This is a genomic window from Novilysobacter erysipheiresistens (assembly GCF_036663935.1).
GTDB classification, from domain to species: domain Bacteria; phylum Pseudomonadota; class Gammaproteobacteria; order Xanthomonadales; family Xanthomonadaceae; genus Novilysobacter; species Novilysobacter erysipheiresistens.
On record NZ_JAXGFP010000005.1, the window covers coordinates 45032 to 59852 of the forward strand.

A 14821-nucleotide genomic window follows, 5' to 3' on the forward strand; every position below is an offset into this window, starting at 1 on the left:
CCCGGGCTGCCGCGGGCGGCTACCGTGCGCGAATGAACAACAACCTGCGTCTGCCAGTTCTCGCCGCTGTTGTCCTCGCGATTGCCGCGTGCGACAGCGGCTCCCGCGCGCCCGCCGCATCGGTCGAGACGCCTGCCGACATCGAGGCAACCCAAACCGCAGCCAGGAACACCCCGGCCGATGCCTTCATGACCAACCTCGCCGCACTGTGCGGCCAGGCGTTTGCCGGCACGGTGGTCGCCGACGTCCCGACGCCGACCGGTGCCGATCCATTCGCCGACAAAGCGCTGGTGATGCACGTGCGCGAATGCCGCAACGAGGAGATCCGCATCCCGTTCCATGTCGGCGACGACCGCTCGCGCACCTGGGTGCTGACCCGCACCGATGGCGGCCTGCGCCTCAAGCACGACCATCGCCACGCGGACGGCAGCGACGACGCGATCACGATGTACGGCGGCGACACCAGCGGCGCCGGCACCACGACACGACAGGAATTCCCGGTCGATGCGGAGTCCGTCGCGATGTTCACCGCGGCCGACATGACGGTATCCAATCGCAACACCTGGGCGATGGAGATCGAGCCAGACGAGGTGTTCGTCTACGAACTGGCACGGCCCGGCGGCCGGCTGTTCCGGGTGCAGTTCGACCTGACCAAACCTGTGGCAACACCGCCGGCGCCATGGGGCGCCAACGGGTAGATTGGGCGCCTACGTTCCCATCGGCACCTTGACCCGGAACCACGCCGCGTACAGCGCCGGCAGGAAGAACAGGGTCAGCACCGTGGCGACCAGCAGGCCGCCCATGATCGCCACCGCCATCGGCCCGAAGAACGCACTCCGGGACAAGGGGATCATCGCCAGGATCGCCGCCAGCGCGGTCAGCACGATCGGCCGGAAGCGGCGCACGGTGGCCTCGACGATCGCCTCCCAGGTCTCGCGGCCGTCGCCACGGTCCTGCTCGATCTGGTCGACCAGGATCACCGAGTTGCGCATGATCATGCCGGCCAGCGCGATCGTGCCGAGCATCGCCACGAACCCGAACGGCACCCGGAACACCAGCAGGAACAAGGTCACCCCGATCAACCCCAGCGGCGCGGTCAGCAGCACCATGATGCTGCGCGAGAAGCTGCGCAGCTGCAGCATCAGCAGGGTGAACACCACCAGCAGGAACAGCGGCACGCCGGCGGCGATCGAGGCCTGGCCACGCGACGAGTCCTCCACGCTGCCGCCGATCTCGACCGAGTAGCCGAACGGCAGGCCGGCGCGGATGTCGTCCAACGTCGGCGAGATCTGCGCCATCACCGTCGCCGGCTGGGTGCCGTCGTAGATGTCGGCGCGCACGGTCATCGTCGGCTTGCGGTCGCGGTGCCAGATGATGCCTTCCTCGAAGCCATACTCAAGCGTGGCGATCTGGCTCAGCGGCACGCTCTGGCCGCTCGCCGTCGGCACCATCAGGCTGCCGAGCTGGTCGAGCCGCACGCGCTCGTCGTCGGCGCCGCGCAGCATCATCTCGATCAGCTCGTCGCCTTCCCGATAGACGCTGACCGGGTTGCCCGACAGCGAGCCACCCAGCACCTGCGCCAGCTGCGCCGAACTGATCCCGAGCGCGCGCGCGCGCGTCTGGTCGACCTGCAGGCGCACGACCTTGCCCGGCTCGTCCCAATCGAGGTTGACGTTGGCGACGTGGCCGTTCTCGCGGATCTTCTCGCGCACCGCATAGGCGATCTCGCGGACCTGATCGATGTGCTCGCCGGAGACCCGGAACTGCACCGGGTAGCCGACCGGCGGGCCGTTCTCGAGCCGGGTCACGCGCAGTTGCAGTTCGGGGAACTGCGGCACGATTTCCTCGATCATCCAACTGCGCACCGCCTCGCGCGCCTCTATGTCCTCGGGCATCAACACGAACTGGGCGAAGTTGGCGGCCGGCAACTGCTGGTCCAGCGGCAGGTAGAAACGCGGCGAGCCGGTGCCGACGTAGGCGGTGTAGTTGACCAGGTCGTCGCGCTGCGCCAGCAGCTTCTCCAGCCGCATCACCTGGGCCTTGGTCGCCTTCAGCGAGCTGCCTTCGGCCAGCTCCATGTCAACCATCAGCTCCGGCCGCACCGAGTCGGGGAAGAACTGCTGCGGCACGAAGCGGAACAACATCAGGGAGGCGACGAAGCCGGCGATAGTGAGTCCGATCACCAGCCAGCGCCGGCGCACGCACCACACCAGCCAGCCGCGGAAGCGCTGGTAGAAGCGAGTGCCGTACGGGTCGTGGGTGTGGCCGTCGTGTGGCGCCGGCGCGAGCAGGTCGGCGAACGCCGGCCAGCGATCGGCCCAGTGCTGCCGCTGTGCATGCCAGCGCGCGGCCAGCGAACCGGGCTTCAACTTCGCCGAATGGCCATGGTCGGGCAGCAGCTTGTCGCCGAGGTAGGGGATGAACACCACCGCCGCGACCCACGACACCAGCAGCGCGATCGTCACCACCTGGAACAGCGAGCGGGTGTATTCGCCGGTGCTCGACGCCGCGGTCGCGATCGGCAGGAACCCGGCCGCGGTGATCAAGGTGCCGGTCAGCATCGGAAACGCGGTGGAGTCCCACGCGAACGCCGCCGCGCGCAGGCGGTCGAAGCCCTGCTCCATCTTGATCGCCATCATCTCGACCGCGATGATCGCGTCATCGACCAGCAGCCCCAGCGACAGCACCAGCGCGCCGAGGGAAATCTTGTGCAGGCCGACCCCGAACAGTTGCATCACAGTGAAGGTCATCGCCAGCACCAGCGGGATCGACAGCGCCACCACCAGGCCGGTGCGCAGGCCCAGCGACAGAAAGCTGACCAGCAGCACGATCACCACCGCCTCGGTCAGCACCTTGACGAACTCGTTGACCGATTCCTCGACCGCGGCCGGCTGGTCGGACACCTTGCCCAGGGTCATCCCGGCCGGCAGGGTCTGCTGCAGTTCGGCGAAGGTCGCTTCCAGGGTTTCGCCGAGCTCGAGGATGTCGCCACCGTCGCGCATCGACACGCCGATGCCGATCGCGTTCTCGCCCATGAAGCGCATGCCCGGCCCCGGTGGATCGGCGAAGCCGCGATGGACTTCGGCGACGTCACCGAGCCGGAACGTGCGGTCGCCGACCCGGATCGGGAAATCGCGGATTTGCTCGACGGTCTTGAACTGTCCGCTGATCCGCAGCGGCACCCGGCTGCTCGGAGTCTCGAAGAAGCCCGCCGGCACCATCGCGTTCTGCTGGTCCAGTGCGTCCTTGACCGCCGAGGCGGGCACCCCGAGCGTCGCCAGCTTGGTGTTGGACAGCTCGATCCAGATCTTCTCGTCCTGCACCCCGAACAGCTCGATCTTGCCGACGTCGGGCACCTGTTGCAGCGCCAATTGCACGCGCTCGGCGTAGTCCTTCATTACCGCGTAGTCGAAGCCTTCGCCGGTCAACGCATAGATGTTGCCGAAAGTGTCGCCGAACTCGTCGTTGAAGAACGGCCCGACGATGTCGCGCGGCAACTCCGGGCGCAGGTCGCCGACTTTCTTGCGCACCTGGTAAAACAGCTCGGGGATCTCGTCGGAACGCATCGCGTCGTTCGCGGCGAAGATAACCTGCGACTCGCCCGGCCGCGAGTACGAACGTATGAAGTCGTATTCGCCGGTTTCCATGAGCTTCTGCTCGATCCGGTCGGTAACCTGGCGCCCGACCTGCTCGGCGGTCGCGCCCGGCCACAGGGTGTGGATCACCATCACCTTGAAGGTGAATTCCGGGTCCTCGCTGCGGCCGAGCTTGAAGTACGACAGCGCGCCGGCGATCGCCAGCACCAGCATCGCGTAGACCACCAGGCTGCGATGGCGCAGCGCCGCTTCGGAAAGATTGAAGCGCATGGTTCAGCCTTCGTCGGCAGTGGTCGCCGGCGCGGCGGCGGGCGTGGCGGGCTTGTCGGGTTCGGCAGTGACGGGGCGGTTGTCGCGGTCGACCGGGACGACTTCTAGGCCCTCGCGCAACAGGTGGCCGCCGGCGGCGACCACCCAGGCATCGGGCGCGAGGCCGTCGAGCACCGGGGCGCGCTCGCTGCCGTAGGGGCCGATCCGGATCGGCTGCAGTTTCAGGGTCGAGCTCGCGGGGTCGACCACGAACACCGCGACGGCATCCTCGCCGACGCGTTGCAGCGCCGACAGCGGCACGCTGAGCGCGGCATCGTCGCTACCCGTGAAATAGACGCGCGCACTCTGGCCGAGATCCAGCGTTCCGGCCGGCGCATCGATCGTCGCGCGCGCGGCGAACGTGCGCGACGCCGCATCGGCCACCGGCGCGATCTCGCGCACGGTGCCGGGCCAGCGCTTGCCGGGCTCGGACCACAGTTCGACCACCACCGCCTGGCCCGGCTTGATGGTGTCGATCGCGCCTTCGGGCACCGCGAACTCCACCTCGCGACGGCCGTCGACGGCGAGAGTGAAGACCGGCTGGCCGACGCCGACCACCTGCCCGGCCTCGGCTTGGCGCGCCGCGATCACGCCGTCGGCCGGCGCCAGCAACTGGCTGTAGGCCGCCTGGTTGCCGGCCACTTCAAGCTCGGCGCGCGCGGCCTTGACCTGGCCTTCGGCCGCGATCGCGGCGGCGTTCTGCGCGTCCATCGTCGAGCGGCTGACCAGTTGCTGTTCGGCCAGGGTCGCGAACCGGGCGCGGTCGGCGCGGGCGCGGCCGAGTTCGGCTTCGGCCGCCGCCAGCTGCGCACGGGCTGCACGGGCGCGGGCCTGCAGGTCGCCGGCATCCAGCGTCGCCAGCACCTGGCCCTGCTTGACGTGGTCGCCGACATCGACCTGGCGCTCGACCAGCTTGCCGCCGACCCGGAACGACAGCGGGCTTTCCTCGCGGGCGCGGATCTCGCCGGCCAGCGAGGTGAAGCCATCGGCCGCGGCCTGCGGCCGGGTCACCAGCACCGGGCGGGCGGATTCGACCGCGGCCTCGTCGCCCGCGCAGGCCGCCAGCAGGCTGACGACAATCATCAATGCCGGCATCAACCGGGGCGGCGCGGAGCGGGCGTTGCGGACACGGCTGCGCATGTTGCGGCTCAATTAATGGACCAAGCGGTACTGTATAAATAACAAACCGATTAGTCTAGTATTGAATGATGACTGTGCGACCTTCCCGTGACCGCCCCGCCGCCAAGCCTCCCGCCCCGTCCCGGACCGCCGGACCCGGGCGCCCGAAGGACCTGGGCAAGCGCGCGGCGATCCTCGAGGCCGCCAAGCAGATGTTTACCCGGCTCGGTTTCGACGGCGCCAGCATGGACCAGATCGCGGCCGAGGCCGGGGTTTCCAAGCTCACCGTTTACAGCCACTTCGGCGACAAGGAAACCCTGTTCGGCGCGGCGGTGAAGTCGCATTGCGAGACCCAGCTGCCGCCGGCGCTGTTCGAGCCGTCGCCCGCCACCCCGCTGCGCGAACGCCTGCTGGCGATCGCGCGGGCGTTCTACGCGATGATCTCCAGCCCCGAGGCGGTCGCCGGCCATCGGATGCTGTGCACCCCGCAGCTCGCCGGCAGCGCGCTGTCGCAGCTGTTCTGGGAAGCCGGTCCGCAGCGTGTGCACGGCTCGTTCGTCGCCTTGCTGCAGCGTCGGGTCGCCAGCGGCGAGTTGGCCATCGACGCCGGTGACGCCGACGCCCTTCACCGCGCCGCCGCACAGTTCTTCGCCCTGCTCAAGGGCGAGCCGCACGCGATGCTGGTGTTTGGTTGCTGCGAGGCGACGCCGGCGCAGATCGAGGCCCACCTGGGCGCCGCGGTCGACCTGTTCATGCGCGGCTATGCGAGTGCCGGCGGACACGCGCCCACAAAGGTCATCGAACGCCCGTGACCGCGGTCGCGGTTACTTCTGGCACTCAGGTGCGCGCGCCGACAACGGCGATCCTGTGCCGGTCGCGCCACCCCCGCCAGCCCCGCAATCGCGCCGGTACAATGGGCGGTCAACCGCGAGACTGAGACCTTACCGAAATGAGCACGATCGATTACGCCAAGGCCCGTGAACTGATGGTCGAGCAGCAAGTCCGGCCCTGGGACGTGCTCGATCCGCGCGTGCTCGACGTGCTGGCGACGTTGCCGCGCGAGGACTTCGTTCCCGCCGCGCACCGCGCCCTGGCCTACACCGACATCGCCCTGCCGCTGGCCCACGGCGAGCACATGATGAAGCCGGTGGTCGAAGGCCGCACCCTGCAGGCGCTGGCGCTGAACCCGGGCGACCACGTGCTCGAGATCGGCACCGGCAGCGGCTACTTGACCGCCTGCCTGGCGCGGCTGGCCCGCGACGTGATCAGCCTGGAACAACACGCCGACCTCGCCGACACCGCCCGCGCCAACCTGCATGGCCACCGGCTGGGCAATGTCGACGTGCTCCACGCCGATGCGTTCGCCTACGACACCGATCGCCGCTTCAGCGCGATCTGCGTGACCGCCGCGGTCGATGCCATTCCGGCGAAGTTTGTCGAATGGCTGCAACCGGGCGGGCGCATGTTCGTCGTCCGTGGCCGCTCGCCGGCGATGGAAGCGGTACTGCTGCACAACGATGCCGGCCAGCCGCGCATCGAATCACTGTTCGAGACTGACCTCCCCTATCTCGCCGGCGCGGCTCCCCAGCCCGTCTTCGAGTTCTGAACCAACCCAAGGACACAGCATGATTCGCCGCCGCCTCGTTCTCGCCCTCGCCTTCGCCCTGCTGCCGGCCACCGCCGCCGCGGAAGACCTGTTGCAGACCTACGAGCTGGCCCGCGCCGGCGACCCGCAATTCGCCGCCGCCGAATCGGGCCGGTTGTTCACCCGGGAGGGCGCGGTGCAGGCACGCGCGGCGATGCTGCCGCAGATCGATGGCAGCGCCTCGATCAGCCGCTCGCGCAGCAAGGGCCCGGCGACCGAGAACGTCCGCGATCCCAACACCGGCGAGTTCGTCCAGTTCAGCGGCAACTCCAATACCGAGGTGACCTCGCGCCGGCTCGGTGTCGACGCCACCCAGATGCTGTTCGACATGTCGCGCTTCACCACCCTGCGCAGCCAGAACGCGTTGAGCCGGGCCAGCGACTTCCAGCTCGAAGCCGCCGGCGACAACCTGATCACCCGCACCTCGGCTGCCTACTTCAACGTGCTGATCCAGTTGGAAACGCTGGCTGCCGCCGAGGCCGCCGAGGCGGCGCTGCAGAAGCAGTTCGACTTCGCCTCCAAGCGGCTGGAAGTCGGCCTGGCGCCGATCACCGACGTCCACGAGGCCCGCGCCCAGTACGACAGCGCGCGCGCCAACACTATCCTCGCCCGTACCCGAGTCGCCGACGCCTACCAGGCGCTGGCCGAGATCACCGGGCGGCCGGTCGCCAACCTGCAGGGCCTGCCGGCGGACTTCCAGCCGCAGCTGCCGGTCAGCGAAGGCGCAGACGCCTGGGTGCAGACCGCGTTCGACAACAACCCGGCGCTGCAGGCCAAGCAGTTGCAGGTCCAGTCACGCCAGGCCGACGTCCGCACTGCGCAGGCCGGTCATCTGCCCACGCTGTACCTCAGCGGCGGTTATGCCGACGGCAAACAGTGGGGCGATACCACCTTCAGCGCCAGCGGCTTCAGCCAGACCTTCCCGATCGAGAGCGAAAGCCGCGGCCCGGAAGTCGGCATCACCCTGAGCGTGCCGATCTTCTCCGGCGGCCGGACACAGTCGCAGGTGCGCCAGGCGATCGCCCAGCGCGACATCGCCACCGACGAGCTGGAGCAGCAGCGGCGCGCGCTCGAGCGCAACACCCGCAATGCCTACCAGACCCTGGTCGCCGGCATCAGCGAGGTCGAAGCCCGCCGGCTGGCGCTGGTCTCCGCGCAGGCCGCGTACGACGCCTCGCAGGTCGGCCTGGAAGTCGGTACCCGCACCGTGCTCGACGTGTTGAACAACCAGAACAACCTGTTCACCGCGCAGCAGGCCTACGCCCTGGCCCGCTACAACTACCTGCAGAGCCGACTGCTGCTGGAACAGGCGGCCGGCACCCTGGCGATCGAGGACGTGCAGGACATCAACCGCCTGCTGACTGTCAACGCCGACGCCCAGGTGCAGTCGGACATCCAGCAGTAAGCGCGGCGCGGGGGACCGTCGCCTCCGCGTCCTCGGTTCGCCGCTGCCTGCTGTTCTGTAGGAGCGGTTTCAGCCGCGATCTGGAATCGTTCGCCCGCGCCGACCACCGATCGCGGCTAAAGCCGCTCCTACAACGCGCTCTTGCTCCCGAGAGCACTCGCATCCGGTGACGGCCGTGCCGGCCGGGCACCAGCCACCGGCGGCAACACCGGCTGCAGCAACACCATCGTCTGCGCCAGCGCGCCGCGACCGGTTTCGACCAGTTTGCGGCCGGCGTCGGCCATTGCCGCACGCGCGACCGGGTCGGCCAGTAGTCGCGCCAGTTCGGCCTCGACCGCTGCGGCGTCGGCACCGACCTTCAGCGCCCCGGCCTCGTCCAGCCGCCGCGAGATCTCTTCGAAGTTGTGCAGGTGCGGCCCGGTCACGATCGGGGTGCCGCCCGCCGCCGGCTCCAGCAGGTTGTGGCCGCCGACCGGTTGCAGGCTGCCGCCGACGAAGGCGACATCGGCGCAGGCGTAGAAACTCATCAACTCGCCCAGGGTATCGACCACGAACACTGCGTCGCCGGCACCCGGCCAGCGGCCACGCGAACGCGTCGACACCGTCCAGCCGGCCGCGCGCGCGTGGCCGACGACCACCCGGAACCGCTCGGGGTGGCGCGGCGCCCACAAAAGCAGCAGGTCGGGGAAGCGCGCCCGCAGGTGGCGATGGATGCCGATGACCGCGGCCTCCTCGTCCTCGTGGGTGCTGGCGGCGATCCACACCGGGCGCGCACCGCTATGGCCGCGGAACTCTCCGGCGACGGCCTCCAGCGCCTCCGGCACGGCGACGTCGAACTTGAGGTTGCCGGTCTCGACCACCTGTTCGGCGCGCGCCCCCAGCCGTACGAAGCGCACCGCATCGGCCAGCGACTGCGCCGCGACCGTGCGCACCGTGCGCAGCGCGCGGCCGACCAGCGGCGCCAGCACCCGGTAGCCGCGCAGCGAGCGTTCCGACAGCCGCGCGTTGAGGATCAGCGTCGGCACGCCACGGTCGCGACAGCCGAACAGCAGGTTCGGCCACAACTCGGTTTCCATGATCAGCGCCGCGTGCGGCCGGTAATGGTCGAGGAAGCGGCCGACCGCGCCGGGCAGGTCGTAGGGCAGGTAGACGTGCTCGATATCGTGGCCCCACAGCGCGCGCACGCGCTCCGAGCCGGTCGGGGTGATGGTGGTGACCAGCAGCCGCAGGTCCGGGCGGCCGCGTCGCAACGCATTGACCAGCGGCACCGCCGCATTGACCTCGCCGACCGACACCGCATGCAGCCACAGCGTCCGTGCATGCGGCGGGCCGTGGTAGCGCGCGTAGCGCTCGCGCCAGCGTTGGAAATATGCCGGCTGGCGGAAGCCGCGCCAGATCAGGTGATAGACCGTGATCGGCACCAGCAGGTACAGCGCGGCCGAGTACAGGCCGCGCAACAGGCGCTCGATCAGGTCTGTCCGCATCGTGCCAAGGATAGCGAACGATATGCAGCGACGGGGCGTTCGCCGCGACCGGCAAGGCGATCGCATGGCGCGGCAACGATAGAATCAGCGGCATGCCGACTGCGTCCGCCCCCGATCTTCCCCGCCCGCCGCTGGGGCCACGCCATTGGCCGACGTGGTTCGCGCTCGGCCTGATGTGGCTGGCAGCCCGGCTGCCGTGGGCATTGCAACGCGGGCTCGGCGCCGGCCTCGGCGCGCTGGCGCTGCGGTTGGCCGGCGCACGCCGGCGCGCCGCGCGGATCAATCTCGCGCTGTGCTTCCCGGAGATGGCCGAAGCCGACCGCCAAGCGTTGCTGCACGCGAGCTTCCGTGATTTCGGCATCGGCCTGTTCGAATTCGCCCGCGCGTGGTGGGGCAGCGCGGCGCCGATGCGGCGCACGGTGCGGATCGAGGGCGTCGAGGCCGTCGAGGCGATCCGCGCCCAGGGCCGCGGCGTGCTGCTCGTGTCCGGCCACTTCCTGACCTTGGAGATGTGCGGGCGGCTGATGTGCGACCACCTGCCGCTGGCCGGCATGTACCGCCGCCATCGCAGCCCGGTGATGGAGTGGGCGGTCATGCGCGGACGGCTGCGCTACGCGACCGCGATGTTCGGCAACGACGAGCTGCGCGGAGCGATGCGCCACCTCAAGCGCGGCGGCATCCTGTGGTATGCGCCGGACCAGGACATGCGCGGCAAGGACACGGTGTTCGCGCCGTTCTTCGAGGTGCCGGCGGCGACGATCACCGCGACCCACCAGTTCGCGCGCTTGTCGGGCTGCGCGGTGGTGCCGTTCTTCCATCGCCGCGAGGGCGCCGACTACGTGTTGCGGCTCGGTGCGCCGCTGGCCGACTTCCCGTCCGCCGACCCGGCGTTCGACAGCACCCGGGTCAACGCCGAAATCGAGGCGATGGTGCGCGAGGCGCCGAGCCAGTACCTGTGGATCCACCGGCGCTTCAAGCGACGCCCGCCGGGCATGGAATCGCCGTACCGCTGACGCGGATCAGGCAGCCGGCGGTTCGGTTGCGCGTCCGGCCAGCAGGCTGCCGGCATACAACGCGGCCAGCAGCAAGGTCAGCCCGCCCCAGAACGTCGAGTAGAACGCCAGGTGGGTGTTGAGCGGGAACACCGTCACCACCAGCGCCAGCATCGCCGGCCGCGCCGACTCGCGCGCGGCGGCATCGGCGAACCGCCATGCGCGCCAGGCCAGCGCGGTACCGGCCAGCCACAGCAACAGGCCGAAGCCGCCGGTCTCGCTGAAGATCTCCAGCACAATTTGGTGCGCGTGCAGCGCCGGGCCGTCGCCCCACTGCGCGACTTCGCCATGCTCCGGGTCGCAACCCGGGAACGCTTCGCGGAAGCCACGCGCACCGATCCCGTTGACCGGATGGTGCCCCCCCATGCACAGCGCAGCGCCCCAGATCCGGGTGCGCCCGGAGAGCGCCATGTCGACTCCCTCCTGGTCGGCGGCGAGTACGTGGGCGGTGCGGGTGATGCGATCGCGCACGTTGGGCGAGGCCGCAGTCAACACCGCCAGCATCACCGCGCCGAACGCGAACACTCCAAGCAGCTTCTTCCAGCCCAGCACCCGCCAGCCCGACAACACCAGCACCAGGGCATAGGTGATCCATGAGGCGCGCGAACCGGCCAGCACGACCACCACTCCCACGGCGGCGGCCGCAACCAGCCAGCCGATCCGGCCGAAGCGCTTGCCGGCGGCATACAGCGCAAACGGCGACAGGCTCGCAATCACGATGCCGAGCTTGAGGTTGCAGGGCCCGAGCACGCCACTGAGGCGGTCGAGCCCGGCCATCTCCTCGGCGCTGCACATGCCGTGGCCGCTGATGGCGTGCTTGATCGAGTCGATCCCGAAGAACAGCGGACTGGTACCGGTGAGCGCCTGCAGCAGCGCGTCGATCGTCCAGATCCCCAGAATGATCGCCAACCCGCCGAAGGTGATGCGGCGGCCGCGGTCGTTCGCCACCGCCGCCGCGGCCAGCCACAGGAACGGCAGGTAGCGCAGGTCGACCGCGGCCTCGCGCAGGGCGCGCGCGGGGTCGATCGCGTCAAACGCCGACACCGCTTCGGGCAGCCAATAGGCGAAGAACAGGACGCTGGTCAGCGCCCAGGCCTGGTGGCTCAGCAACTCGCCGCCACCGCGGAAGCGCGAGGCCACCAGCTTGGCGATCGCCACCAGTGCGCCGAGCACGAGGATGCCCTCGGCATAGCCCGGCGCCGGCCACAAGCCGACGTAGGCGAGGATCCACGCCGGTGCCCAGCGCCAGCCGCGGACCGGATCGATGGCCGGCGTGGTCGGATGGGACGCGAGGGTGTCAGTCGGTGAGTTCGGCATAGACGGCCAGCGTGGCACGCTGCATCGCGCGCAGGGTGTAGTTCGACAACAGGGAGGGCGACACAGCCGGCATCGTACCGGCTGCCGACGACGCCTGCGCGAGCAGCGCGCGTGCACCGGCGTGCAGGGCGTCGGGATCGAATGGCGCGACCGCACCGACCGGTTGCAGCTCGCGCAGCAGTTCGCCGACGCCGCCGTGGGCCCAGCCCAGCACCGGCCGCGCGCACGACAGCGCCTCCACCACGGTGCGGCCGAACGCCTCGGGCTTGCGCGATAGCTGCAGCACCAGGTCGCAGGCGGCATAGGCACGGGCGATCGCGTCGGTTGGCGCGGTGAACGCGATCGCGTCGGCGATACCGCGCGTCGCGGCGTCGGCCTCCAGTTCGGCGATATAGGCCTCGCGACCGGCTTCACGCGCGCCCGGCAACCACAATCGCGCATCGATGCCCTCGGCGCGCAACCGCGCCAGCAGCGCCAGCGCATCGGCGTGACCCTTGAGCCGGGTACCGCGCCCGGGCAGCAGCAGCAACGGGCCGTCGCCACCCAGCGCCGGGTGCTGGGCGGCCGCCCAGGCCCGGGCATCGCGGTCGGGCCAGGGTGCGGGCGGGAATGCGGCCGGGTCGATCCCGCGCGGGACCACCCGCAGCTTGCCGGGATCGGTCGCGGGGTAATGGCGCAATACGTACTCGCGCACGGTGTCGGACACGCAGACCACGCGCTCGCCGCGGGTCATCACCGCGCTGTAGCGCGACGGCGAGTTGAGCCCGTGCACGGTGCTGACCAGCCGAGGACGCACGGCCGCGTCCATGCCACGCAGCGCCAACACGCCGATCCAGGCCGGCAGTCGCGAGCGCACGTGGACGATGTCGGCACGCTCGCGCCGCAGCAGCGCGCGCAATGGGCGGACATGGCGCAGGGTGGCCAGCGACTTGCGGCCGACGGCGAGATCGATGTGTTCGGCGCCGAGCGCGTGCAACCGCGGCACCAGCCGGCCGCCGGCGGATACCACGATGGCGCGATGACCGGCATCGACCAGCGCCTGGGCGATTTCGAGAGTGGAACGCTCGACCCCGCCCGATTGCATCGCCGGCAACAGCTGGACGACGGTCAGCCGACGCATCGTCGCGGGTCGACGATCAGTCTTCGAGGACGAAATGCGCGCCGCAGTATGGGCAGTCGCACTCGCGCTCGGCCTCGATCGGCAGGTACACCCGCGGATGCGAGTTCCACAGCGCCATCGACGGCAACGGGCAACTCAGCGGCAGGTCGGCGCGCGAGACGCTGTAGCGACGCTCGGCGTTGGCCTGGGTGGGATGGTCGTGGGCGGCTGCGGTCATGTCGATGGCGAGGGGCGGTGCGAGACAAGCAGTTTAGCAGGCGCCCGGCGACCGATTCCTGTCCGACTCGACTTGCTTCGGTCGTAGGAGCGACGTGAGTCGCGACCCACTGACAATCGGCAAACGACCCGCTGCCATCAACCGCACGCTCCCAAGCGCTCGAACGACGCCGCGCGTTGTCCGAGGCGAGCTTGCAGTGTCGGTGGGTCGCGACTTACGTCGCTCCTACGACGGGATTTCCGGAATGGGTGGTCAGGCCGGCAACTCGAACAGCAGGGCGTCGGCGGACGAATCGCCGCGGCCGGTGACCCGCAGCCCGCCCGCCTCCTCGACAAAACCCAACGCGTCGCCGGCTTGCAGGACCCGGCCATTGGCCTCGACCGCACCTTGGGCGACATGCAGCCAGTAGCGCCGTGAATCCCGCAGCGGGTACTCGGCCGCTGCATTCACGGCCAGCCGTGCATTGAACACATTTGCGTCCTGCCGGATCGCCAGGCTGTCGTCGCGGCCATCGGGAGAGGCCAGCAGTTGCCAGCCTTCGCCACCGGCGGCGGGCCGTTGCGCATACGCCGGCGGCGCGTTGACCCGGTCCGGCTGCAGCCATACCTGCAGGAAATGCACCGGCTCGTCGTTCGACGCGTTGAACTCGCTGTGGCGGACGCCGTGGCCGGCGCTCATCCATTGCAACTCGCCGGGCCGGATCACCCCACCGCCACCGGTGCTGTCCTCGTGCGCGAGCGCGCCCGACAGCACGTAGCTGAGGATCTCCATGTTGGCGTGGCCGTGGGTCGGGAAACCCGCGCCGGGGGCGACGCGGTCCTCGTTGATCACCCGCAGCACCCCGAAGCCCATCCACGCCGGGTCGTAGTAGTCGCCAAACGAGAACGTGTGGCGGCTGTCGAGCCAGGCGACCTGGGCCGGTCCATGGCCGCGGTCACCCGCGGGGCGCTCGATGATCATGGTTCAGGTGTCCTTCGGCACCGAAGCTTCGGTGGTGATGCGGATCTCCACCTCGTCGCTCACCATCGGCGCGGCCATGCCGAGGTCGAAGTCGGAGCGCTTGACGGTGGTGGTGGCGTCGAAGCCGATCGCGGGTTGCTTGTTCATGTGGACGCCGACCTTGTTCAAGGTCACGTCGAGCACCACCGGCTTGGTGATGTCCTTGATGGTCAGGTTGCCGGTGACCTTCAGCTTGCCTTCGCCGACCGCTTCGACCTGGGTGCTCTCGAAGGTGGCGACCGGGAATTCGGCCACCTCGAAGAAGTCGGCGCTGCGCAGGTGCTCGTCGAACTTGGCGCTGAAGCTGTCCAGCCCGGTCAGCGGCAGGGTCACCTGCACGCTGGACGCGGCGACGTTGTCGGCGTCGTACACGAGGGTGCCTTCGGCCTGGCCGAAATGCGCGCTGGGATTGGAGAAGCCGAAATGGTTCCACTGCGCGATCACGTTGGTGTGCGACGGGTCGATCTTGTAGGTGACCGGTTCCGCGAACGCGGCCGTGCTGGCGGCGGCGAGGGCGGCGGTGAGGATCAGTTGCTTGAACATGGGGGTTTTCTCCGA

13 protein-coding genes are annotated in these 14821 nt (G+C 69.6%); 5 read left to right on the forward strand and 8 right to left on the reverse strand.

Annotated elements, in window-relative coordinates; translation table 11 throughout:
- The first annotated feature begins 32 nt into the window (after positions 1-32).
- Positions 33-698: a hypothetical protein gene (locus tag SNE34_RS10175; RefSeq protein WP_332616895.1), complete on the forward strand. Its 666-nt coding sequence runs from the start codon at positions 33-35 to the stop codon at positions 696-698.
- Between the two features lie 9 nt (positions 699-707).
- Here the strand turns inward: SNE34_RS10175 and SNE34_RS10180 are convergent, their stop codons facing one another.
- Entirely contained in the window at positions 708-3866 is a 3159-nt protein-coding gene (locus tag SNE34_RS10180) for an efflux RND transporter permease subunit (protein WP_332616896.1), read from the reverse strand.
- Positions 3867-3869: 3 nt separating this feature from the next.
- Positions 3870-5045 carry an efflux RND transporter periplasmic adaptor subunit gene (locus tag SNE34_RS10185; protein WP_332616897.1) on the reverse strand — a complete coding sequence of 392 codons (1176 nt, stop codon included), beginning with the start codon at positions 5043-5045 and terminating at the stop codon, positions 3870-3872.
- Between the two features lie 74 nt (positions 5046-5119).
- On the opposite strand from SNE34_RS10185, the gene SNE34_RS10190 reads away from it, so the two are divergent.
- The 3 genes from SNE34_RS10190 to SNE34_RS10200 all read left to right on the forward strand — a co-directional run bounded on the left by SNE34_RS10190 (position 5120) and on the right by SNE34_RS10200 (position 8074).
- A complete protein-coding gene (locus SNE34_RS10190; RefSeq protein ID WP_332616898.1) occupies positions 5120-5836 on the forward strand; it encodes a TetR/AcrR family transcriptional regulator in 717 nt (238 codons plus the stop codon).
- Positions 5837-5973: 137 nt separating this feature from the next.
- Positions 5974-6630 (forward strand): protein-L-isoaspartate O-methyltransferase family protein, encoded by a 657-nt coding sequence (locus SNE34_RS10195; protein WP_332616899.1) that lies wholly within the window; start codon positions 5974-5976, stop codon positions 6628-6630.
- A 19-nt stretch (positions 6631-6649) separates the two neighbouring features.
- Positions 6650-8074, forward strand: coding sequence for a TolC family outer membrane protein (locus SNE34_RS10200; protein ID WP_332616900.1), 1425 nt, complete (start codon positions 6650-6652; stop codon positions 8072-8074).
- A 128-nt stretch (positions 8075-8202) separates the two neighbouring features.
- Here SNE34_RS10200 and waaA read toward each other — a convergent pair whose 3' ends face one another.
- Positions 8203-9558, reverse strand: coding sequence for a lipid IV(A) 3-deoxy-D-manno-octulosonic acid transferase (gene waaA / locus SNE34_RS10205; protein ID WP_332616901.1), 1356 nt, complete (start codon positions 9556-9558; stop codon positions 8203-8205).
- Positions 9559-9650: 92 nt separating this feature from the next.
- On the opposite strand from waaA, the gene lpxL reads away from it, so the two are divergent.
- Entirely contained in the window at positions 9651-10571 is a 921-nt protein-coding gene (gene lpxL / locus SNE34_RS10210) for an LpxL/LpxP family Kdo(2)-lipid IV(A) lauroyl/palmitoleoyl acyltransferase (RefSeq protein ID WP_332616902.1), read from the forward strand.
- Positions 10572-10577: 6 nt separating this feature from the next.
- Here the strand turns inward: lpxL and SNE34_RS10215 are convergent, their stop codons facing one another.
- The 5 genes from SNE34_RS10215 to SNE34_RS10235 all read right to left on the reverse strand — a co-directional run bounded on the left by SNE34_RS10215 (position 10578) and on the right by SNE34_RS10235 (position 14806).
- Positions 10578-11927 (reverse strand): O-antigen ligase family protein, encoded by a 1350-nt coding sequence (locus SNE34_RS10215; protein WP_332616904.1) that lies wholly within the window; start codon positions 11925-11927, stop codon positions 10578-10580.
- A complete protein-coding gene (locus SNE34_RS10220) occupies positions 11908-13047 on the reverse strand; it encodes a glycosyltransferase (RefSeq protein WP_332616906.1) in 1140 nt (379 codons plus the stop codon). The genes SNE34_RS10215 and SNE34_RS10220 overlap by 20 nt, the downstream gene beginning before the upstream one ends.
- 16 nt (positions 13048-13063) lie before the next feature.
- Positions 13064-13264 carry a zinc-finger domain-containing protein gene (locus tag SNE34_RS10225; RefSeq protein WP_332616907.1) on the reverse strand — a complete coding sequence of 67 codons (201 nt, stop codon included), beginning with the start codon at positions 13262-13264 and terminating at the stop codon, positions 13064-13066.
- 252 nt (positions 13265-13516) lie between these two features.
- Positions 13517-14224 carry a pirin family protein gene (locus SNE34_RS10230; protein ID WP_332616908.1) on the reverse strand — a complete coding sequence of 236 codons (708 nt, stop codon included), beginning with the start codon at positions 14222-14224 and terminating at the stop codon, positions 13517-13519.
- Between the two features lie 3 nt (positions 14225-14227).
- Entirely contained in the window at positions 14228-14806 is a 579-nt protein-coding gene (locus tag SNE34_RS10235; protein ID WP_332616909.1) for a YceI family protein, read from the reverse strand.
- Positions 14807-14821: the final 15 nt, after the last annotated feature.